This is a genomic window from Levilactobacillus sp. HBUAS70063, from assembly GCF_038374745.1.
GTDB lineage: Bacteria > Bacillota > Bacilli > Lactobacillales > Lactobacillaceae > Levilactobacillus.
Window position 1 is genome coordinate 257,999 of sequence record NZ_JBANSM010000003.1, and the last position, 23,703, is coordinate 281,701.

Annotated in this window: 21 protein-coding genes, 1 tRNA gene and 1 pseudogene; 13 read left to right on the forward strand and 10 right to left on the reverse strand. The window is 48.5% G+C overall.

Features of this window, described 5'->3' with window-relative positions:
• Nucleotides 1-26 precede the first annotated feature (26 nt).
• The gene (locus tag V8I28_RS06130) at nt 27-1,025 is read right to left on the reverse strand and encodes a LacI family DNA-binding transcriptional regulator (RefSeq protein WP_341779243.1); all 999 of its coding nucleotides are present in this window, start codon (nt 1,023-1,025) and stop codon (nt 27-29) included.
• Between the two features lie 228 nt (nt 1,026-1,253).
• Between V8I28_RS06130 and V8I28_RS06135 the strand changes: the two genes are divergently transcribed.
• The 5 genes from V8I28_RS06135 (at nt 1,254) to V8I28_RS13125 (ending at nt 4,583) form a co-directional block, all read left to right on the forward strand.
• Nucleotides 1,254-1,325: transfer RNA gene (locus V8I28_RS06135), tRNA-Gln, on the forward strand.
• Nucleotides 1,326-1,559: 234 nt separating this feature from the next.
• Nucleotides 1,560-2,822, forward strand: coding sequence for an ISL3 family transposase (locus tag V8I28_RS06140; RefSeq protein ID WP_341779380.1), 1,263 nt, complete (start codon nt 1,560-1,562; stop codon nt 2,820-2,822).
• A gap of 411 nt (nt 2,823-3,233) precedes the next feature.
• Nucleotides 3,234-3,779 (forward strand): transposase, encoded by a 546-nt coding sequence (locus V8I28_RS13115; protein ID WP_445928187.1) that lies wholly within the window; start codon nt 3,234-3,236, stop codon nt 3,777-3,779.
• 43 nt (nt 3,780-3,822) lie between these two features.
• Nucleotides 3,823-4,167, forward strand: coding sequence for a transposase (locus V8I28_RS13120; protein ID WP_445928188.1), 345 nt, complete (start codon nt 3,823-3,825; stop codon nt 4,165-4,167).
• Nucleotides 4,168-4,184: 17 nt separating this feature from the next.
• Nucleotides 4,185-4,583: a transposase gene (locus tag V8I28_RS13125; protein WP_445928192.1), complete on the forward strand. Its 399-nt coding sequence runs from the start codon at nt 4,185-4,187 to the stop codon at nt 4,581-4,583.
• A gap of 163 nt (nt 4,584-4,746) precedes the next feature.
• Here the strand turns inward: V8I28_RS13125 and V8I28_RS06150 are convergent, their stop codons facing one another.
• On the reverse strand, nt 4,747-5,766 hold the full coding sequence (locus tag V8I28_RS06150) for a sugar kinase (protein WP_341779244.1): 1,020 nt from the start codon (nt 5,764-5,766) through the stop codon (nt 4,747-4,749).
• A 139-nt stretch (nt 5,767-5,905) separates the two neighbouring features.
• Here V8I28_RS06150 and V8I28_RS06155 point away from each other — a divergent pair, with 139 nt between their 5' ends.
• Nucleotides 5,906-6,538: a bifunctional 2-keto-4-hydroxyglutarate aldolase/2-keto-3-deoxy-6-phosphogluconate aldolase gene (locus V8I28_RS06155; protein WP_341779245.1), complete on the forward strand. Its 633-nt coding sequence runs from the start codon at nt 5,906-5,908 to the stop codon at nt 6,536-6,538.
• Nucleotides 6,539-6,643: 105 nt separating this feature from the next.
• Here V8I28_RS06155 and V8I28_RS06160 read toward each other — a convergent pair whose 3' ends face one another.
• Nucleotides 6,644-7,312: a GntR family transcriptional regulator gene (locus V8I28_RS06160; RefSeq protein ID WP_341779246.1), complete on the reverse strand. Its 669-nt coding sequence runs from the start codon at nt 7,310-7,312 to the stop codon at nt 6,644-6,646.
• A gap of 141 nt (nt 7,313-7,453) precedes the next feature.
• On the opposite strand from V8I28_RS06160, the gene uxuA reads away from it, so the two are divergent.
• From uxuA to V8I28_RS06175, 3 genes are all read left to right on the forward strand, one after another.
• Nucleotides 7,454-8,542: a mannonate dehydratase gene (gene uxuA / locus V8I28_RS06165; protein WP_445928189.1), complete on the forward strand. Its 1,089-nt coding sequence runs from the start codon at nt 7,454-7,456 to the stop codon at nt 8,540-8,542.
• 186 nt (nt 8,543-8,728) lie between these two features.
• Nucleotides 8,729-9,661, forward strand: a complete 933-nt coding sequence (rihA, locus tag V8I28_RS06170) for a pyrimidine-specific ribonucleoside hydrolase RihA (RefSeq protein ID WP_341779247.1) — start codon at nt 8,729-8,731, stop codon at nt 9,659-9,661.
• A gap of 127 nt (nt 9,662-9,788) precedes the next feature.
• Complete coding sequence (locus V8I28_RS06175; protein ID WP_341779248.1) at nt 9,789-10,448, forward strand: YoaK family protein; 660 nt, start codon at nt 9,789-9,791, stop codon at nt 10,446-10,448.
• 57 nt (nt 10,449-10,505) lie between these two features.
• On the opposite strand, the gene V8I28_RS06180 is transcribed toward V8I28_RS06175, so the two are convergent.
• On the reverse strand, nt 10,506-12,206 hold the full coding sequence (locus tag V8I28_RS06180) for an aryl-sulfate sulfotransferase (RefSeq protein WP_341779382.1): 1,701 nt from the start codon (nt 12,204-12,206) through the stop codon (nt 10,506-10,508).
• 692 nt (nt 12,207-12,898) lie between these two features.
• On the opposite strand from V8I28_RS06180, the gene V8I28_RS06185 reads away from it, so the two are divergent.
• The 4 genes from V8I28_RS06185 to V8I28_RS06200 all read left to right on the forward strand — a co-directional run bounded on the left by V8I28_RS06185 (nt 12,899) and on the right by V8I28_RS06200 (nt 17,679).
• Complete coding sequence (locus tag V8I28_RS06185) at nt 12,899-14,119, forward strand: acyltransferase (protein ID WP_341779249.1); 1,221 nt, start codon at nt 12,899-12,901, stop codon at nt 14,117-14,119.
• A complete protein-coding gene (locus V8I28_RS06190) occupies nt 14,055-15,572 on the forward strand; it encodes an AMP-binding protein (RefSeq protein ID WP_341779250.1) in 1,518 nt (505 codons plus the stop codon). The genes V8I28_RS06185 and V8I28_RS06190 overlap by 65 nt, the downstream gene beginning before the upstream one ends.
• Nucleotides 15,569-16,552 (forward strand): aliphatic sulfonate ABC transporter substrate-binding protein, encoded by a 984-nt coding sequence (locus V8I28_RS06195; RefSeq protein ID WP_341779251.1) that lies wholly within the window; start codon nt 15,569-15,571, stop codon nt 16,550-16,552. The genes V8I28_RS06190 and V8I28_RS06195 overlap by 4 nt, the downstream gene beginning before the upstream one ends.
• A 395-nt stretch (nt 16,553-16,947) precedes the next feature.
• Nucleotides 16,948-17,679 (forward strand): MerR family transcriptional regulator, encoded by a 732-nt coding sequence (locus V8I28_RS06200; protein ID WP_341779252.1) that lies wholly within the window; start codon nt 16,948-16,950, stop codon nt 17,677-17,679.
• A gap of 523 nt (nt 17,680-18,202) precedes the next feature.
• Here the strand turns inward: V8I28_RS06200 and V8I28_RS06205 are convergent.
• The 6 genes and pseudogenes from V8I28_RS06205 to V8I28_RS06230 all read right to left on the reverse strand — a co-directional run.
• Nucleotides 18,203-18,838: pseudogene (locus tag V8I28_RS06205) on the reverse strand (ABC transporter ATP-binding protein); the annotation flags it as partial.
• A gap of 79 nt (nt 18,839-18,917) precedes the next feature.
• On the reverse strand, nt 18,918-19,745 hold the full coding sequence (locus V8I28_RS06210) for an ABC transporter permease subunit (RefSeq protein WP_341779254.1): 828 nt from the start codon (nt 19,743-19,745) through the stop codon (nt 18,918-18,920).
• A gap of 411 nt (nt 19,746-20,156) precedes the next feature.
• Nucleotides 20,157-21,137 carry a DUF5776 domain-containing protein gene (locus V8I28_RS06215; RefSeq protein WP_445928193.1) on the reverse strand — a complete coding sequence of 327 codons (981 nt, stop codon included), beginning with the start codon at nt 21,135-21,137 and terminating at the stop codon, nt 20,157-20,159.
• A 120-nt stretch (nt 21,138-21,257) separates the two neighbouring features.
• Complete coding sequence (locus V8I28_RS06220; protein WP_341779256.1) at nt 21,258-22,214, reverse strand: C39 family peptidase; 957 nt, start codon at nt 22,212-22,214, stop codon at nt 21,258-21,260.
• 114 nt (nt 22,215-22,328) lie between these two features.
• On the reverse strand, nt 22,329-22,844 hold the full coding sequence (locus tag V8I28_RS06225) for a helix-turn-helix domain-containing protein (protein ID WP_341779258.1): 516 nt from the start codon (nt 22,842-22,844) through the stop codon (nt 22,329-22,331).
• A gap of 185 nt (nt 22,845-23,029) precedes the next feature.
• The gene (locus tag V8I28_RS06230) at nt 23,030-23,587 is read right to left on the reverse strand and encodes a cysteine hydrolase family protein (RefSeq protein WP_341779259.1); all 558 of its coding nucleotides are present in this window, start codon (nt 23,585-23,587) and stop codon (nt 23,030-23,032) included.
• Nucleotides 23,588-23,703 lie beyond the last annotated feature (116 nt).

Consider the following 23,703-nt stretch of genomic DNA (forward strand, 5'->3'; position numbering starts at 1 on the left):
ATTGGCCGCTTAATGAAATGCCCGATTTAGGGATGACGCGTGTCGACGGGGCGAGGAATGATGGTGGCGGCTAGTCGAAATTCTTGCGTGGGCAGTTGGTCGTCAGTCACACGGGCCAACAAGCGCTCCACGGAAATTTTTCCCAGCTCGGCAATGGGCTGTTTGGCGGTCACGATGGGTTGCGGGAGAAAGTCGAACCAGTCGTTATCGTCGAAGGCCCCCAACTGAAAATTCGTTAGATCTAGGTCGGGCAGTTTGCGCAGAACGCCCGTCATGATGGTATTGTCGGCCGCAAACAGCGCATCGCATTTCTGATTAACCAATAATTGCCGGGCCATCTGAGGGACGTTGCTACCATCGGTCCGGGCGGTGGCTTCGATTGCGGGGTCCGGGGTTAGGTGAGCGGCGGCTAATGCTTGATGATACCCGCGTAGCCGTTCCGTAGCGGTGGTTGAGACCGCGCTGTTGATGATACCAATGCGCTGGGCGCCGCGGCCAATCAGGCAATTGATGATGTCCTGTGTGCCCTGAACGTTGTCCACCAGTACCCGATCGTACTGTGAGACCACGGCGGCTGGCGGCATACGGTCAACGAAGACGGCTGGGGTGGCACCGAGCATCTTCGGGTAGTCCGTGGAGGCGCCAGCACTGGTGATAATTAAGCCGTCGACCTGCTTTTCAAGCATCAGGTTGATGGCCTTCGCTTCTTTTTGGAGGTGCTCATCCGTGTTGACGATGAGCACGTCATAGCCGGCTTGGCTGGCGGCGTCTTCGATGGCCCGGCTGAGTTGGGTGAAGAAGCCGTTGAGGATATCGGGGATGATCATGCCTAACGTGTGGCTCTTTTGGACGCGAATGCTCCGCGCCAGGCCGTTGGGCCGATATCCCAGATTACGCGCGATCTCTTGAATTTTTTGGCGCGTATCGGGCTTGACTTGCGGGCTGTCGTTGAGTGCCCGTGAAACGGTGGCTTCTGAGACTCCCGCCTGTTTGGCGACATCTTTAATGGTAATATGGTTGGACATTAGGATTCACTTCTTTATTATTAATAATTTAGTTATTAATTTTAATTTAGGCAATTCGATCTAGTAATTACTGTTCATAGAATGAGTTATGTTTATCGTAGCGGTTATAGCCGGCGGCCGTCAACTATTTATCCCAGCGATTGCAAAATATTTAAAAAAAGGGTTGCAATCACCTAGGGGTAGATGATAAAATTATTCTCTGTTGGGGTCAGTAACTATCCAACTTATTGGGCTATAGCCAAGTGGTAAGGCAACGGGTTTTGATCCCGTGATGCGCTGGTTCGAACCCAGCTAGCCCAATCGAATATTTTCTACGGTAACCGTCTTTGCGCCTGTTGGTGTAGGGGCGGTTTTTTTGATTCTTGATGGAAATGGATATGGTGTATCCGGTTTTATGATATTGGTTCTTTGGGTTCTATGATATTTGGTGTTGATGGAGAAATCCATCGACACCATTTTTATATAAAAAAGAGGCATACCACCTCTGTGCTACAATCAAGTCGACGAAAACCAATTGAAAGCGAGAAGAATGATATGGCCCAAGACCAGTCTACTAGATTTTTACTTCAAATTAAAGATGAAAATGTTACTGATTTCAGAGTTGACGATACATCTAAAGATGCTTTACGAATTTACGCCAATCTTTCTTACAATCTCGATGTCTGTCCGAATTGTGACGGCCATGATATCGTCAAAAATGGGTTTAAAACCGTAAGCATCCGAATCCCTAATATTAGTGAGCACGCGGCTTTACTGATTCTGCGGAAGCAACGTTTTCGTTGTAAATCCTGTGGACAAACTCAGATTGCCCAAACAACTCTAGTTGAAAAACAACATCAGATTTCAGTAAACACACTACACGCCATGATTGGCGCCCTATCAGAGGACCGGACAATGACTAGCATTGCCTCTCAATTCAACGTCTCGACTAATACCGTGTGCCGGCAACTAGAACGCCTTGGAGAACAGACTAGGCCGGCCTACAACGGCCTGCCCACCAGCCTTTGTATCGACGAATTCCGATCCACTGGTAAGCAGATGAGCTTTATCGCCACCAACGCTAAAAATCACGATATTATAACCATCTTACCTGGCCGACGTAACCAGGATATGAAGGACTTTTTCCTTACCCACTATTCGCTAAAAAACAGAGAAAAGGTCACGCGCGTGGTGATGGACTTCAATGCACAATACCAGTCTGTCATTGAACTGATTTTTCCTAACGCCAAGATAGTCGCGGATAACTTTCACTTAGTCCAAATGGCTTTGCGATCGCTTAACCAGACGAGGGTTCAGCTGATAAAACAATTTAACAAGAAGAGCAGACAATACCGTGTTTTTAAGTATCATTGGCGCTTGTTTTTGAAAAGTTACGAAGATTTGGAGAAAGACAAAACACAATGGTTCCCACACCTAAAAGACCGTTTAACGCAGGAACAAGTCGTCTGGGAAGGATTAGACCTTAGCGAGGAATTTCAGAATACCTATTTCTCCGCCCATGGATTAGTCGAATCCATTCGAAATCGTAATTATAAAGCGTTTATAGAGACTTTAGGACTCGTCGAGAACGTCAGTCCTCAACTCGAAGAAACGATTAAAACGTTCATTCGAAAGAAAACATTCATCCAAAATATGATGAGTTGCGCCTTGTCCAATGGTCCAATAGAGGGTATCAATCGCAGAATCAAGCAAATTAAGCGGACGGGCTATGGCTATAAAAACTGGACCCATTTTATCTACCGAATTCAGGTTGAATTCAAGATTAGAGTGAAGAAAAGGAACCCAATTCGAAAATGAATTTGAGTTCCCAATATCTCCTCATCAACACCGGTTGACAAAGAGCCGCTCTTTGTCAACAGTGTTGATGGGAAGGTATTTGAGAACTCGCCATTCAGTAAATAAAGTGATTTTTATGTCTAATTGTAAGGGTTCGGTTCGCTTCAATGTAGTGGTAGTATGCTTTTTTATACAAAAATAGTGTCAATGGATTTCTCCATCGACACCAAATATTATAGAACCAAGGATGAAAGATATGAACTATCAAAATTGAAATTTGTATCTAGCCGTGGGTTCATGTCATAATCTAAAGGTTGAAAGTTAAAAAGTACAGTAAAAGCCCGGTACGCCGGTCTTTTACTGTACAAAATAGACATGGATTGCTCCACGAGTATAATTGAGTCGTCTAAAACCAATATACAAGGAGAATTCATGTCCATATCTAATATACATCATTCAAGTACTGATTTTCACTATTCTTTTAAGCATTTTTCCAAATTAGTCCACTTACCAGCCATTTTACGCCGTTCTAATGTTCTGAAAACCAAGGGTGTTTCGGTATTGATTTTGCTGGAATGGCTTTTAGATACAGTTTTTCAGCGGTACTCTATCTTTCGGGCATTACCTGCTAAATTTTCTAAACGGACTGTTCGCAATTGTTTGAACGATCCTCGAACTAATTGGCAACGGTTAGTCGTTATCCTTGCCGTTCATCTTATCCAATACGTACAACACTTTACCGATGCTAGAAGGCGACAAGCTCTGATTATTGATGACTCCTTATTTAAACGCGAGTTTTCGAAGAAAACCGAACTACTATCTCGGGTCTTCGACCACGATAAGCAAGTCTATTTCAAAGGCTTTCGAGCTTTAACTCTAGGGTGGAGTGATGGTAATACCTTTTTGCCAGTTCACTTTGCACTAATTGTCTTCTCACAAACCACAAAATCAGCTAGGACTCTTCAAATCTTTCGATAATCGCTCCTTGGCAGCTCAACGTCGTGCCCAAGCCCAACGAAAAATGAATGATGTTGCTCTGGAGTTAGTGGACTCAGCACTAGACGCTGGGATTAAGGCCCACTATGTCTTGTTTGATAGCTGGTACACCTCTCCTCATATGTTCGCTGAATTACTGAAGCGTGGTCGGTATGGTATTGGTGTGTTGAAAAAATCTAAAAAGGTTTACTTTCGCTATCGTGGTCGCCAGATGGATGTCAAAACCTTGTATGACGTACTTCGCCGCAGTAAGTGGCCGACCAAAGGCCGCTACTTGCATAGTCCCATCGTTACGTTTGACGTTTCAGGTCAGATGATGCCCGTCAAATTGGTCTTTGTCACGAAAAGGGATCTGCCAACGACTATCTAGTTCTAGGCACCACCAAAATTGGCCTTCATCCGCAAGAGATTATTCAAATGTATGCGCGGCGCTGGCAGATTGAAGGTTACTTTAAAGTGGCTAAGCAGTACCTACAATTCGATCGAACACAAATTCAAAGCTATGATAGCCTTTGCGGTCACATGGCGGGCGTTATAGTAGGCTACGATATTTTATTGGCACAACGAGAAAACTCAGATGACCGAACGTATGGTGACCTATTCTATGATTATAGTCGGCCCTTACCAGATATAAAATTTGCTAATGCATTGAGTTGGTTGATGAAAACCTTAACTGGTATAGGTAAGAAGTTCGACATGAACGAAGAGATTATCAGCACCGTTTTCGATGAATTTATAAAAGCCTTGCCTAATAATCTGGTCAGATTATTAGGCAAGGCTCAATGACGCCAAATGACTATATTTATTAGCCTCAGTACAGCTTTATCAAGGGCTAAGGTCTATTTTCGTACTTTCAACCTTTAGTCATAATTCCAAATGACTGTGAGAGACTGCCACTGAGAATTTTTCTGAGGAATAATTTGTTCTTGGTTAGATTATGGTTTATGAACTACCTATTCATTGTAGAAGAATTTGAATGAATTAGAGACATTATTTCTTTTTCAGAGGCTAGGTTAAAATCGCCGTGCACGGTTAACTTATTTACACTATTTGCGATAGCAAAGTCCAATTGTTGTTGAGGCGCATAATGATGGATTAATCCATGCATTAGTCCGGCTGAAAATGCATCGCCAGCTGCTACGCCTTCAAGTACATGTATTTTATACTTGGAACTCTCAAAAAAAGTATTGTTTTCAAAAAGCAAAGCCATCCATTCGCTGGATTCTACTGAGTAAATGTTACGTAATACCGAGCCGAATATTTGAACGTTTGGATACTGTTTAGTTAGTTGAGTAATTGCTGTTTCAAATTGTTCTTTTTGACTAATTCCGTTTGTCATATCACCGTTGAAAGCCGGTATACCAAAAGAAGACTCGAAATCTTCATCATGTGCAAAACAAATTGAAACAAATGGCATTATTTTTCTTGAAAATGATTGTGCTTCCTGAGTTGACCACATTTTTCCACGATAGTTAGCATCATAAATTACGATTATTCCTTTTTTTTGACAATAAGCTACTGCTTCAAGGACAATGTGCTGAAGTTCTGTGGATATTGCTGGGGTAATACCTGAGACGTAAAAATAATCTGTATCTTTTAAAATTATGGACCAATCATAATCAGTGATCAGCGAGGTAGAAAAAGCACTATTTTTACGGTCGTATATAACATTGGTGTTTCGCACGCTTGCTCCACTTTCAAAGAAATAAATTCCGAGTCTGTTCCCTCCGCGAACGATTTGTGTGGTGTCAACACCTAGACCACGTAGTCGATATAACGCTGCGTTTCCCAATAGATTGTCTGGCAATTTTGTAACGTAAGATGTTTGATCACCTAATAAGCTCAATGAGACGGCTACATTTGATTCTGCGCCACCATATTGAACGTCAAAGTTAGTCGATTGGATGATACGGTTGGAGTTATTAGGCTGAAGGCGAAGCATGATTTCGCCAAAGGATGTAAGTTTCATAAAATCACTCCCAAATGTTTGCGCTTACATCAATTGTATATTAATATATCAATTTGTCAATGAAATATAAATGAGCCATTGACAAGAAACTGATATATTAATATACTTTAGTTGAATAAAAATGATGAGGGTGATTTTTTTGAAAAGATTAGAGATCTTGAGAGATATGCAGCAGGCAGGAATTATTGCAGTTGTTCGTAGTGAGACAACACAAGAAGCGTTAAAAACAGTGCATGCTATTGTGGCTGGTGGAGTGAAAGGAATTGAGTTAACGTTTACTGTTCCAGGAGCTGAAAGCGTTATCAGATCGTTAAGCAGTGAGTATAGAAGTACTGATACAGTGATTGGAGCGGGAACTGTACTGGATGCGCACACAGCGCGAATCGCAATTTTAGCTGGTGCAGAATTTATTGTAAGCCCTTCCTTTGATGCTGATGTGGCAAAAATTTCCAACTTATATCAGGTCCCGTATATTCCTGGAATTTTTACAAGTACAGAAGTTCAAACAGCATTGGAAGCTGGAGTTGATATTGTAAAACTCTTTCCGGGGAGTATTGCAGGACCTGATGCTATTCGTGAGATACATGGTCCCTTCCCATACGTCAGTATTATGCCGTCAGGCGGCATAAACAGTAAAAATCTCAACGAATGGAAGTCCGCAGGCGCATTACTCGTTGGTGTTGGTGGATCTTTAAGTGCACCTGCTAAAGAAGGTGACTTTGCAGAGGTTGAAAAGAACGCAAAAGAACTGGTGCAATGTTGGCAAAGTTAATTTATTTTTATAATGCTTGAGCTGCATACTACTCAATATTGTAAATATAAAAGTGCTGATAGACTCAATGCTTTTTGAAATTTATGATTAAAACGTGTAATTACTTTATGATCTAGTGGATATAAAATAATCGGGATATTTGGATAGTACCTCATCCTTTTCCGATAACATTAAGTCCAAGTGGTGTCCAACAAGCTTAACAGCTTGCTGGGCATCTCCAGTTTTTAATGCATGTACAATTGCTATGTGTTCTTCAACCAGTATGTCGAAGGAGAGATCCTTATCGCGCAGACGTAGGGCACGAAAACGGTTTAAGTCATAATTGAAGGTTAATAACCATTTCCATAGATTAGTCTTGTCAGCAAGCAAATAAATGGTTGCATGAAACTTTTCGTCAAGTTCGAAAAACCTTTTTGAGTTCATCTTTAGAATAGTTCTCTTTTGAGAATTAATTATTTGGATTAGTAAAAAGAGGTCGTCGGGATCTATATTGGCGCAGAGTTCAGCAATAATTGACTCTTCTAATACTTTACGTGCATATCGTGCATCAAGGGCTTTTTGCATGTCGATTTTGGTGATATAGGTTCCGCTCTGTGGGACGGAATGTAGAAGACCATTGCGAGTGAGTTGCATGAGTGCTTCTCTTACGGGAGTACGACTCATATCTAATTGCTTTTCAAAATCTTTATCGAAAACACGTTGACCTGGAAGTAGATCGAGTGAAATGATTTGCGTGAGAATAGTGGTATAAGCTTTTTCCTGTAAACTTTCCATAAATAAATGACCTTCCTTTGTACTTGACTAGTAATATATTAGCATTTTATAAAGCTAATAGGGTAGTAAATACGATGTGGATTAACATATTGCAAGAAAGATTGTATAATACAACCATAATTTTTGGAGGAGATTTCTAATATGTTGAAAATGGGATTTCGATGGTTTGGCGCGGAAGACGATCCAATTACTTTAAATGAGATACGTCAAATACCTGGAACGGATCAGGTAGTGGGAGCATTATATGATGTTCCTGTGGGTGAAGTGTGGCCAAAAGAAAAGATTGCTTCATTGGTGGATAAAGTTCACAAATCAGGGCTAAAAATGGAGGTAATTGAATCAGTTAATATTCATGATGATATTAAGATTGGGCTACCTTCACGTGATCAATACATCGAGAATTACAAGACAACAATAAAAAATCTATCAAGCTTTGGGATAAAAGTCATTTGTTATAATTTTATGCCGGTCTTTGATTGGCTCAGAACTGACTTACATGAACAGCTAGAAGACGGATCAAATGCCATGTCTTATGATCCATCAAAAATTGCAGAAGATCCTAATGAAATGATCTCACGAATTCAAAGTGATTCAAAAGGTTTTAAATTACCTGGATGGGAACCCGAAAGATTGAAAAGTATCAAATCACTGTTTGATGCATATAAAGGGATAGATACCGAAAAATTGACTGCGAACTTAAAGTATTTCCTAGATGCTATCATTCCTACGTGTGAGAAGTATGATGTTCGAATGGCAATGCACCCCGATGATCCGCCATTTCCACTCTTTGGACTACCTAGAATATATAAAAATAGAGAAGATATGGTTAAAATTGAACAATTATATGAGTCTCCTTATAATGCGTTTACTATTTGCACTGGTAGTCTGGGTGAAAATCCAAATAACAATTTGCCAGCTATTATCCGTGAATTTGTAAAAAAAGATCGTGCACCATTTATTCATGTGAGAAATATTAAATTTACCAATCCCGGAAAAACGCAATTTCATGAGTCAGCACACCTTTCGGCGGAAGGTTCAATTGATATGTATGGAATTATGGAAGCATTAATAGATACTGGGTTTGACGGGTATATCCGGCCAGATCATGGGCGAAATATTTGGGGAGAAAATGGTAGACCCGGATATGGGCTGTATGATCGTGCATTGGGTATTACGTATCTGCTTGGACTATGGGAAGCAATTTCAAAAGATCGTGAGGAATATGTCTAGATAATATATAAGTAATTCGAAAAGAATGAAACACGGGCCGAAATTGTCTTAAATGTTCCTACTAGAAATGTGCGTATCTACGAACATATTTCATTAAAACACTTTTTGATGGCTTAGAAGCTGTAGTCGGTTAAAACGGACGATTGTTAAGCCAACAAATTAATTTCTAGAATAGGAGCTGTTCCCATGAAAAAGATAATTATGGACTGTGACCCCGGTCACGATGACGCGCTGGCCATGATGCTGGCGTTGGCTAATCCCGAGATTGAGCTATTGGCGGTGACCACTTCCGCCGGGAACCAAACACCGGAGAAAACCTTAAACAATGCTATGCGCCTACTGACGCTTATGCACCATCAAGAAATTCCCGTGGCCGGTGGTAACCGGACGCCGCTCATGAAACCGTTGGAAACGGCGGGCAACGTTCACGGCAAGTCCGGACTGGACGGCGCCGACTTGCCCGACCCCGACTTCGCGGTTCAGAAACTGACGGCCATCGAGCTCATTGCGCAAACGCTCCGGGAGAGCACCGACCCCGTCACGCTGGTCGTTACCGGACCGATGACCAACATCGCCCTATTCTTACGGGTTTACCCCGAACTCAAGTCTAAGATTGACCGGATCGTCTTCATGGGTGGTGCCATGGGTCTGGGTAACTGGACGCCTTCCGTGGAATTCAACATTTACGTTGATCCCGAGGCCGCCAAGATTGTCCTCAATGCCGGCATTCCATTGACCATGGCCCCGTTGAATGTGACGCACAAAGCCCAGATTCTCAAGCCAGAAATCGCGGCGATTGGCGCCATCGACAATCCGGTGGCCCGCGCTTTCGAAGGACTCCTGAATTTCTTTGAGGTCTACCACGAGAATCCAAAATGGGGCTTCAAGGGCGCGCCACTCCACGACCCCTGCACCATCGCTTGGCTCCTCCATCCCGAAATGTTTGAGAGTGAGCTGATGAACGTGGATGTCGAGACGCAGGGAGAATTGGTTCGCGGCGAAACGGTTTGCGATTACTATGAATTGACCGGCAAACCGAAGAATACCGACGTCTTATTAGATATCGATCGCACGGCCTTCATTCAGTTGATTACGGATTCTTTAAAGACTTTTAAATAGCCAGCTAAACCCAGCCACAGCAACAACGCACGCCGTTGTCGCTGTGGCTTTTGGTCGCACTTAACCAAAACTCAAGCAATTTAGGCTACACTATTTGAACGCAGAAAGTTCAGAGAGGGGAATTGCATTGAGACAGACAACTTATCCCGTTTACGAGCAGTTACTGTTTGGCTGTGGCTTGGCCATGGTTGCGGGGGCGCTAGACGCTTACGCCTACTTGGAACACGGCGCCGTCTTCGTCGGATTACAGACCGGGAATCTCGTTTTACTCGGCGTCAGCCTGGGCCACTTTCAATTGGCTACCGTGGAGCGCTATCTCGCCGCGTTGGTGGCCTTTGTGGTCGGAGTTCTCATCGTTCGCGTTCTACAACATTTACTCGAGCGGTCGCGCGTGAGCTCACAGCTGGTGGTACTAGGCTACATGTTAGGTCTGCTACTGATCGTTTTCTTTCTAAATAACCACCTATCCAGTCCGATTGCGGTGGCCCTCTTGTCGTTGGTCGCCGCTGCCGAGCTACAGGAATTTCGGCAGACAAAGGGTGTCCCACTGATGATAACGGGCAACGTCCGGGAGCTTTTCAACGCGCTATCCACCCGTGACCGCGACGCACGGACCAAGGCTTGGGATGCCGGTGCCTTGCTATTGAGCTTTATCGCTGGCGCCATGATCGTCGCGGCCTTTACGTCCTTTATGGCCGCCTACACGCTGATCTTACCAATTGGCTTGGTGGTAGCATTATTGGTCTGGTTGTACCGGCAAAAGCGGCGTCGACGGTGGAAACATTAAAATTAGCGCAAGAAAAAATGCGGTCCCTTAGCGGATCGCATTTTTCAATAGCTTCAGTTATTTCGTTGCATCGAAAGTATAGGCGGAACTGTAGAACGGTACCCGGTAGGCCCGGTAAGCGTAAGCCTTGGATGACGCGTTCTTCATCGTCACGTTGAAGACCTGTTGACCACTCTTAGTGACTTCGATGATGTTACTCTGTTGACCACCTTTCTTGAAACCAAAGTCAATCAGAACGTTGCCGTTCGACTGCTTCTCGGCGTAGCCAATCACGCTGGTAAAGTTAGCCGCGCCCAACGTCTTCCCGTAAGACCAAGTTGAGGTAATGGTCATCTTTTTGGCGTTGACGTGATATTCGACGGCTTGCGAATACTTGCCGGAGGTCTTCTTATTCCCATTAGTGACATCGATATTGTTGTCATACAGCAGGAAGTTTTCGCTATTGGCCGAGTTCTTACCGCCGTTGTTTAACAGGTAGAGCCCGTGTTGACCACCCGTGACAATCGTGCCCTTGGTTGGCGTCAGCACGTATTTTTGATAAGCCTTTGGCCAGCTTGACTTCTTCTTACCACTGTAGAGCCACTTGATGTGACTGGTCTTGTAATCCAGCTTCATGATGAGGTCTTGGTTCCGATTAGATAGCACAATGGAGTTATCATTCTTGTCGTAATCCACGGCGTTGTTATGCAGCCAGTCGATCTTGCCATCGGTACCCTTCTTGTACTTTTCCCACATGGATTTCGGCAGGATCTTCTTGAGATCGATAACCTTAACAATCTTCCCGGTCTTGTGGGAAACTTCGATTAACGTATCTTCCTTGTATTTCGATCCGTCCGAAACGGTCGCTAAGAAGTTGTGATTAGGCAACTCGACCAGGTCATGGTGAATGACGGTCGTTTCAACGCCGCCATCGGTACTGCTGGTCTTGTTGGCAAAGCCGTATTCCTTGTACACCCGACCGAGATAATCCGTTTCAATCAGGTCGTTGTAGACGTCGGAGCTCTGGTTCTTCTTGGACAGAATCATGATGTGGCCGTTGGACCACTGCTCGATGGTGTGTTGGGAATAGTTGGTATCGTACCACCGAACGGCACCATCCGCATCGATCGCGAAGGGCTGCTTGGTCGTCCGGTTGATGATGGTCAGTTTGTTCTTACCAATGCTCATCTTGGACTTATCCACGTTCTTGGTGGTGATGGTGGCATTCTTAATGTATTTTGGCAGGGCACTGGTCTGCATCTTCAGCGTCTTGGTCTGAGTCTTGCCGTTCTTAGTCGTGGCGGTAATCTTAACCGTGTTATTGTCATCGGCGTACAGCCCAACGACTGGGACCTGGTGGCTCTTGGTGTAGCCGCCCTTGACCGTATTGGTGATGGAGGTCTTGTCCGACTTGCCGACCACGGTATAGGTAATCTTCTCGGCGGTGCTGGACTTAAACGTCACCAGTGCGGAGAGCGGGGAGGTACCGTAAGGATTGACCTTGACGTAAGGACTATCCAACGTGTATTGATCACTTTCGGCCGCGGCCTTGTACTTAGCGGTCGCGGATTTTTGTGCATCCTGACGCGTGGTAATCAGCTTGGTGTCTAGGTTCTTCTTAATCTGGGCATCGGTCAGTGCAACCTTATTGTTCTTGATTTTGTAACTGGAACTGCTACTTTTGCTGGTTGAACAGCCGGCCAGACCGACTGTCAGCAAAGCCAGGGAGGCGATTGCTAGAACCGCCATCCGGGGGTGTTTAAATTGCAAATGAGACATCTCCTTCATCAATTATGAAAAAAAGGGGGGACTAACCCGCAAGTTAGCTCCCCCGTATGTAACATCCTTAATATAGCACCGTTATAAAACAATTAGGTTACCGGGGCATGAATCTTTTTTGAAAAAAATGTGATCATCTTGTGAAAACGTGGGCTTGGTTTAGACGCGGAGAAACTTTAAAATTAGCCATTTTCGGTAGCTTCGTCCGAGCTGGCCGCCTTGCCGTTCGTCAAATTTGGTCTGGAACGCGGTGGGCAGGACGGGGAAAGCCAAAGAGCTGTCTTTCCCCTCGCTTTGAGCCGTCAGACCACGTCTCAAAGTCGCCAGTTTCCAAGAAGATCGCTTGGAAACTCCCACGGCTGAGACCAAATTTGACTCACTCACGGCTAGATGAGAGATTACCAATTATTTTAGATAAATGTGGCCATTCCAACAATATTCGCGTAAGTTTCGCAATGTAACCAGAGTCTTTGGCAGACGCAGATGGTTCATCAACGGCTAAATTAATGGATTTTGAACCGAACCAGTTGGGGATTTGTCACGGTCTTTAATTTTCGACCGTCGCTCAAAACATAAGAAAATCACAGAAAATGTTTAATTTAGCGTAAGGACGCTGCCGTTCGGCGGATGCTATAACTAGATTATGTTGTTGGCAACATCGCATGATTTATTGAAAGCAGAGAGGTGAGACCGTGGCCGAACGGAAAAAACGGCGGTATTTGCACGAGGTGGATCTCATGCGGGTCATTTTTATCGGTGGGGTTTTGCTCAATCACACCACGACCGCATTTGAAACGCGCCTCGTCGATACCTCGCACAGTCAATTGATTTTAGAAGCAACGCATTTAGCCTTACATTTTACGCGGATGGGCTTCATGTTCATGACCGGTCTCGTACTGGTCTTGAACTACTACCACCGTGATCATCAGTGGTTGAAGTTTTGGCAGAAACGCTACTTGGGGTCCGGCATTCCTTACATTGCGTGGAACGCCATCATCATGGTAGTGGCGACCCTCATCGCCAGCGGGGGCATCGATTGGTCTCAGTACTGGCCGCATCTGGGCAACGCTTTGCTCTACGGAAACGAATACTACATGTACTACATCGTGGTGACGTTCCAGCTGTATCTGTTATTCCCGTTGATCGTCTATCTTTTTAAACGGTTGCCCGACAAGCACTTGGTCATCATGGGATTCAGTGCCGTTATTCAACTCTTTTTGTTGGTGGGAATCAAGTACTGGCTGCCGCACGTGGATACCAGTCACTGGTGGTATTTATTCAAGGATTACGGCGTCAATGTCTTGGTCTACCAATTCTATTTCCTGGCGGGTGGGGCCGTAGCCATTCACTACGACACCTGCGTCGCCTGGGTTGAGCGTCATCACCGGCTCATCGGCTGGTCGACTGCCATTTTGGCGGCGGGTACCGTGTTACTCTACTTCGGTGACCGGGACGTTCTGCAGTTGAGTCGTAGCGGCATCTTCTCCGTGCACCAACCCTACATCTTCGTCTACGACATTTGCATGCTGGCTTTCGTCTTCTGGCTAGGTCTCCAATATGCTCGCGTTCGTCAGCACGGCTTGCCTGACTGGCTTGATCGGCTGGTGCGAGCCTTCTCCACGGTGTCGTTTGGTGTTTATCTGACCCAAAGCCTGCCGTTGTTCGCATTGGGCGGCATCCTCAGTCTCCTGAAGTTACCGGCCTGGGCCGTTCTAGCGCTTTTACCCGTGGGTTACCTGTTCGTGTTTGGCGGGGCCCTCGCGATTTCTTGGTTCTGTTACCGCGTGCCACCGTTTGGCGTCCTGATTGGGCGTCCCCAGTGGCACCTCTGGAAAGGAGTTTCAACTCATGTCAAAAATAACCTTAAAACTCACGCAACAACTGAAACAAGCGTCTCGTCAGAACGTCATTAAGGATGAGGACCGCGACCGGTGGTTTACCGGCAGCGAACTGGCCGCCGATGTGGACCAGCTGGAGGATCAATTGCGCGGCCTGCGCGTTGGTCACGGCGATCTGGTTTATGTTTGCCTACCAAATTCGGCGTTGTATCCCGTCCTGACGCAGGCCATCTGGAATATTGGAGCCATCATGCATCCGGTTGCGCCCAAGACGCCCGCCGCGGAAATGCAGGCGGAACTGGCGGAGCACGCCTATGCGGCAATCATTGTCGGGCCGCAGTTGCTGCCTGCCGCGCAGGCCGACCGGGATACCACGGCGGCGGTACTCCAGTTAGCGACCGCGCCAACGGTAACGCTATTGCGCGATGTCGCCGTGACCGGGCACGCGGCCGCTACGCCGACCGAAGCGGACCTGGCATTGATCCTGAACACTTCGGGCACCACGGGGAAGCCGAAACGTGTCGGCTTAACGCACGAACTCCTCCGCAACGGTGCCCAGCACGACATCGACAGTCACCGGATGACCCCCGCCGACACCACGTTGATTGTCATGCCACTCTTTCACATCAACGCGCAGGTGATGTCGTTGCTTTCGACGCGCCTGTCCGGTGGTCGCGTGGTCATCACACCCAAGTTCAGTGCCAGTCGCTTCTGGCCCCAGGTTCAGGACAACGAGGTGACCTGGGTCTCGGTGGTGCCCACCATCATCAACATTCTCCTCTTAAATGCGCACGCCCGGGCCGCGTATGATCAACAGCGCAGTCGGTTGCGGTTCGTGCGCTGCTCCTCTTTCTCGTTGCCACTGGAAAAGCTTACCCAATTTCAAGACGACTACCACACCCGTATCATGGAAGGGTATGGCATGACCGAGACGGCGAGTCAATGCACCCTGAATCCCTACGATGCGCCCAAGGTCGGGTCGGTCGGTAAGCCCGTCGGAACGGACGTGGCGATCGTGGTCGACGGGCAGTTCATTCCTAACGGTCACGAGGAGGGCGAGATTGCCGTTAAGGGCGATCACGTCATTCACGACTACCTGGATCCGCACCCCGATTCCTTTCAGGATGGCTGGTTTCTGACCGGTGATCTGGGCTACTTCGACGCTGAGGGTTACCTCTTCGTGAGTGGCCGCAAGAAGGACATCATCAGTGTCGGTGGTGAAAAGGTGGCACCGGCTTACGTTGAAAATGAGTTGAGCGAGTTGCCCTTCGTCAAAGAGGTCACGGTCATTGGCACGCCCGATGATTTGTACGGCGAAGCGGTGACGGCCGTCATCATTTCGCAACCCGGCGATCAGCGCCAGCAACGCCAAGCGGTGCTCGACCAAGCGGCCCGGACATTGGCACCATTCGAACGGCCCAAGCGGATCCTCTTCGTCCAGGATTATCCGCGCAACGCCACCGGCAAGGTTGTCCGTCCCAAGTTACGACAACAGCTGGTGGCCCGAGGGATCGGTGAAGGCGCATGAGTCAAACCAAACGGCGTTTTCTCAAATGGCTTGTGGGACTTATCGTGATCCTGTGGGCCGGGGTAGCCTTTTACGGCTATCGTCAAACTGATGCCAGTAGCCAGTCCAGCGGCCTCACAACCGTGACGGTGGGCTACCAGAAGGGTGATCCGGTCGATATTGCCCGCCAGCGTGGCGAACTGGTCAAGGAAATGAAGGCCAAGGGTTATAAAGTTGTTTATAAGCAGTTCCAAGATGGGACATCGTTGCTCCAAGCCTTGAAGTCCGGCAGTATCGACTATGCCAGAACCGGCGACACGCCGCCCGTGACCGCGCAGGCGGCCGGCACGAAGCTGACTTACATTGGCGCGGGCTCTGCCAAGCCGAACGGGTCCGGCATCGTGGTTAAGAAGGGCAGCGGCATCTCTTCCATCAAGGATCTGAAGGGTAAGAAGGTCGCCTACACGAAAGGGACGAGTTCGCAGTATCTGTTGCTTCAGGCCTTGAAGAAAGCCGGAATGTCGGCTTCCGATGTGACCTGGGTTAGCATGGACCAATCCGCGGCTAGCGTCGCCTTTGCCAAGGGTAAGGTGGCCGCTTGGGCGACTTGGGATCCGTACACCGCCCAGGCGCAGGTTAACCAGAATGCTAAGCTGTTGACGAACGGTGTCGGCTTGAGTAATAATCGGGACTTCCTGATTTCGACGCAAAGTTATGCCAAGGCGCACACCAAGACATCGCAGTATTTGGTGAAATACCTCGGTGAAGATATGCAGTGGGCCAATACGCATAAGTCGAAGTTGATTAAGATGATGAGTAAGTCGTTGAAATTATCCTCGGCCGTCGTCAAGAAGATGGTCATGCGCAGAAGTTACACGTTTGGCGCGATGACCAAGAGCATTACCAAGGAGCAACAAAAGATTGCGGATGTCTTTTATCAATCCGGTGTCTTGAAGACCGATGTGACGGTGGATAAGATCGTGACATATTTGAAAGAATGAGTTTAGAGAGCCTGGGACAAAAACTCCCAGGCTTATTTGCGTCAACCTTTACATAGCTGAAACGTGCGCCAAAAGGCAGCCGGTTCCGCTTAAAAGGGCTAACCAAACCATCCAAACCCGGGATTATTCGGTTAGTAGCCTTAATGCTCGCCGGTCCCACTCTCTTTTTGCGTTTAACGGCAGGAAATACGGTACAATTGAGGCAGATAACCCGGGAAATAAGATCCGTTGTCGCGCTGGTGTAAAAGCCGTGCGATGCCGTGTCTAAAGTCATGATACCGGCATTTTAGGCCGATATTTTCCCTGGAAATAATGGCGAAATTTTGAAAAAGACAGCTTAACGCTTGCTCGTTACGCCGCGTCATCCGGTATAACGAGAGTAGGAGGTGACAACCATGTCAAAACTAACGACCGGGGAACTGGCAAAGCAGGTGCACGTGTCCGTGCGCACGCTCCAATACTATGATCAGCGCGGCCTGCTACGGCCCACCGAGCTGAGCGCGGGTGGTCGTCGACTCTATTCGGATGCCGACCTGAAGCGGCTGAAATTGATTCTACTCCTCAAGGGGATGGGTCTGTCGTTGACGGCCATTCAGGAAATCTTGGCGAGCGACCAATCTAATCACGTCTTGGCGTTGCTCCTCGAGCAGCAGGAACAACAGCTACGTGCCGAACAGGCCGCCAATGCGGAGAAGTTGCGGACGGTGCGGCAGGTCCGCGATGGACTGAGCGACTTTGCAGTGATCCCGATCCAATCGATTGAAGACATGGAACGCATTATGACCAATAAACGAGGTTTACGTCGGATTCATCTAAATCTGTTGGGCTGGGGGCTCTTGATAGACGCTGTCGAACTGGCGGCGCTGATCTATGGGCTAGTCGTTGGCAACTGGTGGGTCTTCGGTGCGGCCATGGTGGTGGCCGTGATCTTTGCGACGGTTGCGGTCCGGCGCTATTTCACAGCCGTGGACTTCATCTGTCCGGCCTGTGGTAGTCAGTTTCGTCCCGACTTCAAGCAGGCATTTTGGTCGAGACATACGCCTAAGACCCGCAAGCTGACCTGTCCGGTATGCGGCGAGACCAACTACTGTGTGGAGGTCTTGCGGCACGAATCGGCTCAACACTAGGAGGGCTGGCTGGCGTTCATTAGTGATGGGGCCGTCTTACGCTGCCGAACCCCGTTACTTATTACTAATGTAAAAATTGGCGATTTGGTTGCACGTTTTAGCCAGAAAGACGATAATTTTCGTTTTAGCGAGGCAATGATGAAGGGGCGTCACTTCACGGACGAGCTGGTTCACCGGCTCATCGTCGTTTACCGGGGCTTTCGGTGTTGGCCAGCTGATCGGTTCACTTTGTAGCTTGTAAGCCTTCAAAGTCGTCCCACGCTAATCCCTCAGCTTATGCCAGCGACACAGCTGGGACCACCCCTGACGCTCTCCGATAGGGCGGTCGATTCTCGCAATGAAACTATAAACGACTACCGTTAACACTGGGAGTGGCCCGATGACCATAGCTTTAGTCGATTTCCATCTGTCAACCTTTTAGTCCACACAAAAACACACGCCCAAGTCAGCGGGGAAACCGACTTGGGCGTGTGTTTTTTAGAGGAGGAGTGGTGCTTGAAAAACATAGAGGGGTGAAGCGAATCTAAACTGTTTGCGGTTGGTCGTGGAGGATGGCGTCGAGGACGTCTTCGGCCACGGCCCCAACTTGCCGACCGTCTTGATGGTCGGTGGGGCCCGCTAGTTCAGTCTCATTCGTAGCGTGTTTCATGACCACGATGCGGTCGGCCATACGGGCTGCTTCGGTGACATCGTGGGTGACCAGAATGGTGGTGAGCTGTTGCTGGGCGCAGACCTTGAGGATGAGATCCTGCATTTTTCGTCGGGTCAGCGCATCTAGTGCGCCGAGGGGTTCATCGAGTAAGAGAACCTGGGGATGAGACATTAACGCGCGAGCCAGAGCCACCCGCTGCTTCTGACCACCGGACAGCTGGTTCGGGTAGTGATCGGCGTAATCGCCGAGTTCGACCAGATTGAGGAGTTGTCTGGCCGCCGTTTGGACTTGTTCGTCACCACTCTTAAACGACAGGTTTTCCAAGACGGTCATCCAGGGGAGCAGACGATCTTCTTGAAACATAACGCGAATCACGGTGTGGTTGCGGCTGTGTTGGTCAAATAAAACGTCGCCGCTAGTGGGGGATTCTAGCCCGGCGATGAGGCGCAGCAGGGTACTTTTGCCACCCCCACTCATGCCGACCAGCGCGAGGAATTCGCCACTGCGGATGGTGAGATTAACGTCTTGCAGTGCGGTGAGGGAGCCGTATTGTTTGGCGATTGAACGAATCGAGATTTCTGGTGCATCAGTCATTAACAGCGCTCCTTCCAGTCGTTTGCCAGTCTAAGAGTAAGCTCTCCAAGCCCTTAGCCACGAGATCGGACACCTTACCGAGGAGCGCGTAGATGACGATACACAAGATCACGGTCTGCATATCGACAAAGTCCTCGGCGTTGGTTGCCATGTAGCCAATCCCCGAGCTGGCGGAGATGGTCTCGGCCACAATCAACGTGGTCCACATGACCCCTAAGGCGTAGCGAATACCCACGAGAATCTGGGGCAATGCGGCCGGAAAAATAATTTTCCGAAAGAGCTGACTATTTGATAGATTGTAGGATCGGCCCATCTCGATCAGGTCGGGATCAACGGACCGAATCCCGTTGTAGGTATTGATGTAAACCGGGAAAAGCGTCCCGATGGCGACCAGTGAAATCTTCGCGGATTCACCAATTCCCAGCCAGAGGATGATGAGAGGAATCAGGGCCAGGTGGGGAATGTTGCGAAACATCTGGATGGATGAATCGAAGAGTAGCCGGCAGGTCTTGGACATGCCGTTGGTAAAGCCGAGGATGAACCCGAGACCGCCGCCAATCAGCAAGCCCATCGTCGCGCGATAGAGGCTAATGCTGAGATTTTTCGGCAGCTCGCCGGATTGGGTGAGGGTAATCCCGTCTTGGAAGACGGCCCAGGGTGAGGGGAGCACCGAACTGGGTAGCCAACCGGCGCTACTACTGAGCTGCCAGCCGGCGACTAGTAAGACGGGGATGACGAAGGGCAGGACTTGTTTAACGGGTGGCGACCACCGCCAGTTCCGGGGAGAAGCGGTGGGCGTGAGTGTCACAGATTTTTGCATGGCTTCAACCTCCTTGGGGGTAAAGGTAAGTGGCGATTGAGGCCAATTTTGGGGGGAGCCATCAATCGGCGTTGAGGGGTCGGACGTCTATGTAAGTCGCAAGTGACAGATGCCCATGACCATTCAACGAAGCTTAGTTTACAAGCAATTAGTCGAAGAAACTATCGGGTTACGATAAGTGTTTGGTAAGAAATTCTTAGAAAAGAGTGCGGAACCAGGCGGTTAGCCAGCGAGCATTAACGTCAATAGGCCGAAAAGCCCGGGCCTGGCTTTTGGGCCTATTGGGGTTAAGCGCAACTGGCTGCCTGGTTTCGCACATTTCGGCTAGGTGAAATGAGAAGGCAGAAAATCATTGACCAACAAAAAAGCACTGCTCAACAGTCCTGAGCAGTGCTTGCTTAATCACAGTCTTTAGTTAAATACCCGGGCAATTCCGGCAACGTTAGAGCGTTGACCATTCTTGATGGGTTGAACCATAATCCGTGGTGGCCAACTTTCGATGACTTTGCCCTTGCCTAAGTAAATTGCGACGTGCCAGATGGTATGGGTTCCAGGTTGGTAGTAGAAGACGAGGTCGCCACGTTTCTTGTGACCATAAGCCACGTGCTTAAACTTCTTGCTGGCCCAGAGATTCCGTGAGTTCCATTCGTTGCCAGGGTAAGCGTGATGGATGGCGCTGATCGGTTTAGGATTAATCCCACCGGCGTATAGTGCCTGCATCACCAAACCGGAGCAGTCCGTCCCATAACTTGGCTTGGATGAAGATCCCACTAAGTAAGGATTACCCTTGTACTTGTAGGCTTGCTTAATCATCGCTTCAATGTGAGCGGAGCGACCATTCCAGGCGTGAGCTCCCAGCGGTGCGACGTAGGCGTCAATGCTGGTCCAGCTGGATTTGGAGAAGCCTAACTTAACCCAGGTCTTCTCGTTCACATTCCCCGTGACCTTTAAGTGATGCTTTTTCTGGAAGTTACGAACGGCGTAGTAAGTTGCTGAGTTGTACTTGTTGTAGCCGTTGGCCGTGCCTAAGCGTCGCATAATTTTCCAAGTCTTGATACCTTCGTAGCCCCGTTTAACGGTGTAGCCGACCTTACCGTAGGGTTTAATCTGCTTGTAATTGACTTGGTAGTACTTCTTAGGATTCTGATAGCCGTTGGTTTTGGCCACGAAATTCTTATTAGCGGTAACGTATTTTCCAGTATTCGTCTTGAGAACTGGTGCGTGCCCCTTGGCGGTGACGACCTTGGAAATCTTAGCGTAGTGCCCCTTGTGGATCGTGGCGTAATGCTTCGTCTTAGCGGCGTCCTTATAGTAAGCCACCGTCTTCTTGACCCGGATGATGCCTGGGTTGGTCGTGTAGTAGGTGGATTTGGCTTGGGCAGTGGTGCTCATGCCGACTCCGATGAAGCTTGCCAACAGCGTTAGACTGATTAACCAATGTTTCTTCAAAATGTCTCCCCTTTTCCTAAATTATTTGCGAGATTGCTGATTAAATGAATCATCTCGCGGTGATTAATAACTTAATGCCCGGTAAGCATCGTGTTTACGATGCTGGTGTAGGTTGGCCAGCGTCATGCTGGTCTTCTTCTTGGTCCACGGATCGTTGTAGTACGCGCGGGTACTGCTATAGCCTGAGAGGGTAATGGCGTGATTGACGAAACCGTCGACACCAGCCACCCAGATGACCACCGGATGCCCCTTGTTGATTTGCTTCTTCATCTTCTTGAAGGAGGCGCCCGTCATGTCTTTAGCCGAACCCACGTGTTTTTTGACCGTCGACTTTAACCCCTTGGGATAGATCCACCAGCCAGATTTGGAATAGGGGCTACCGACGAATCCCTTATTAGGATTGGAACTCCGCGGCATCTCCTTGGCCAGAGAGAGCTTGGTCACCTTGGCGCCAGCGTATTTTAACATCATCGCTGTTGCCGTGATTTCACAGCCGGTTGGTAGTTGCGGGCGTTGCGCAATCAGTGGGACGTTGAGCCAACGGTAGGACTTAACCGTGCCGTTGCGGTGAATCCAGCCGGTCCGGGTGTGATTGTAAGTGAATTTTAGCCACGTGCCGTCCGCCATCTTTTCCTCACGCGTGATGTGGACCTTCTTGTTAGCAAATTTACGGCCGGTTGAAATGGCTTTCATATTTGTCGCGGAAGACTTGGCACCACCGGAGCGGTACACCTTGTAATTGTGTGACCGGTTGGCGTTGATCTTGGTGTAGTAGTTCACCTTTTTTAAGCTGGTTACTTGCCGATAGACCACTGGCTTGGGCTTCGGCTTAGCAGATGAGCTAGAACTGGCGCTGGAGTCCGAAGAGGATGTCGTACTTTCTGACGCGTCGGTTGTCGCGGTTGAACTGGTAGAGGTTGCGGTCGCTGACGAGGTCGCCGCATGACCATTAACGGGCTGACCGATTCCCAGCAGGAGACCACAACCGAGGGCAAAAAGCACCCCAGAGAATTTTTTCATAAAATTGCCACCTTAAACTATGTAATTAATCGATAATCCGCCAAAACAAGTGATGGATCATGAACTCATTATACACCGGAATAGTGCAGATCTAATATCAATTTTGGCAGAGGCTTAATGCGTGCGTCGCAGTTTCTGGAGCAGCCGTTCCGCATCAATCTTTCGCTGAGCCGCCCGGGCCACGATGAGTGCGCGGTGTTGGCGTACCAACGTCCGGATCCAAGTGGGTTTCGTTAAATACCGCAGTTTAACCTCGTGATCAAACGACTGAAGGAGTCGATTGTTCTCGATATTACTGAGGGTGCTAAAGCTCATTCCCAAGATGAGGGCGGCCTCCCGCAGCGTCAGCCCCAACGCCTTGCGTGCGGCCTTGATCTCTTCGGGCTGAAGGAGATTGAACTGCTCACGATAGGCGATCCAGTCCTGACGCATATTGTAGGTCGGATCGTCCTGGGGTGGTAGATAAGTCGTGGGATCGTTGAGATCAGCGGTTGGTAAGATCCAGTAGTGGTGCTGACTCGTCACTGGAATCTGAGCGACTAAGCTGGTCTCGGTAACCGCAATGACGCGATAGGTCGTCTGACCACCGGTTGGCGTGGACTGCGTGATCTGGGCAATGACTTCTGGCACGATTAAGTTCCCCTTCCAATCAAAAAATACCCGGCCCCACGAGCAACGTGTTGGGCCGGGTATTTCCGGTAATTTGCCGAGGAACTGATTATAGTTAATTGTATAACAGAACAGTTCATTGCGGTAATGTTTTATATAAGACGTTATACAAGCACTTCTACATGTCAGAGTACACGTCGAAAGGTTCAAGGGACGATGGTCGCACCCAGCGCCGTTTCGAAGTGATTCAACGCCCAGTCGTGGCCGGCGGGATTGAAGCTAGCGACCGCATCACGATGAATTACCAGTTGATAGCCCAGGTTGTAGGCGTCCACGGCCGTGTGCAGGACGCAGATATCCGTGCAGACGCCGGCTAAATGCAGGGTCGTAACGTGTCGTTCGCGGAGGCGTAGGTCCAAGTCGGTACCGGCAAAAGAACTGTAGCGGGTCTTGTCGAATTGCCAAACGTTGGCATCGGCCGCGTGGCGGTCGTACCAGTCCTTGACCGGCCCAAATAAGTCGCGACCCCAGGTGCCCCGGACGTTATGTGGGGGAAAGAGCTTGCTTTCGGGGTGGTAGGGATCGTGGGGCGTGTGGACGTCCGTGGGGAACAACACCCAATCGCCGGCCTGCTGGCAATTATCCGCTAGCGTGACGATGGTGGGAGCTAACGCCTGTCCAGGCTGTCCGCACGTCAACGCGCCGTTATCCGCCACAAAATCGTTGGTGTAATCGATGATCAGTAATGCTTCTTGGTTGGCCATAATGATCGCTCCTTACCTTGTTTGGGCTAGTATGCCGGGAGTGGTGGCGAATGTCAATCCACGTGTTGATTGAAAAATTAATAATCCAGGATAATTAATTAATAATTGTCGAGGCG

Coding starts and splice junctions, on each gene's coding strand:
- V8I28_RS06130 (WP_341779243.1), bottom strand. CDS start 1,025: ATGTCCAACCATATTACCATTAAAGATGTCGCCAAACAGGCGGGAGTC.
- V8I28_RS06140 (WP_341779380.1), top strand. CDS start 1,560: ATGGCCCAAGACCAGTCTACTAGATTTTTACTTCAAATTAAAGATGAA.
- V8I28_RS13115 (WP_445928187.1), top strand. CDS start 3,234: ATGTCCATATCTAATATACATCATTCAAGTACTGATTTTCACTATTCT.
- V8I28_RS13120 (WP_445928188.1), top strand. CDS start 3,823: ATGAATGATGTTGCTCTGGAGTTAGTGGACTCAGCACTAGACGCTGGG.
- V8I28_RS06150 (WP_341779244.1), bottom strand. CDS start 5,766: ATGAAACTTACATCCTTTGGCGAAATCATGCTTCGCCTTCAGCCTAAT.
- V8I28_RS06160 (WP_341779246.1), bottom strand. CDS start 7,312: ATGGAAAGTTTACAGGAAAAAGCTTATACCACTATTCTCACGCAAATC.
- uxuA (WP_445928189.1), top strand. CDS start 7,454: ATGTTGAAAATGGGATTTCGATGGTTTGGCGCGGAAGACGATCCAATT.
- rihA (WP_341779247.1), top strand. CDS start 8,729: ATGAAAAAGATAATTATGGACTGTGACCCCGGTCACGATGACGCGCTG.
- V8I28_RS06180 (WP_341779382.1), bottom strand. CDS start 12,206: ATGTCTCATTTGCAATTTAAACACCCCCGGATGGCGGTTCTAGCAATC.
- V8I28_RS06190 (WP_341779250.1), top strand. CDS start 14,055: ATGTCAAAAATAACCTTAAAACTCACGCAACAACTGAAACAAGCGTCT.
- V8I28_RS06195 (WP_341779251.1), top strand. CDS start 15,569: ATGAGTCAAACCAAACGGCGTTTTCTCAAATGGCTTGTGGGACTTATC.
- V8I28_RS06200 (WP_341779252.1), top strand. CDS start 16,948: ATGTCAAAACTAACGACCGGGGAACTGGCAAAGCAGGTGCACGTGTCC.
- V8I28_RS06210 (WP_341779254.1), bottom strand. CDS start 19,745: ATGCAAAAATCTGTGACACTCACGCCCACCGCTTCTCCCCGGAACTGG.
- V8I28_RS06215 (WP_445928193.1), bottom strand. CDS start 21,137: ATGAGCACCACTGCCCAAGCCAAATCCACCTACTACACGACCAACCCA.
- V8I28_RS06220 (WP_341779256.1), bottom strand. CDS start 22,214: ATGAAAAAATTCTCTGGGGTGCTTTTTGCCCTCGGTTGTGGTCTCCTG.
- V8I28_RS06230 (WP_341779259.1), bottom strand. CDS start 23,587: ATGGCCAACCAAGAAGCATTACTGATCATCGATTACACCAACGATTTT.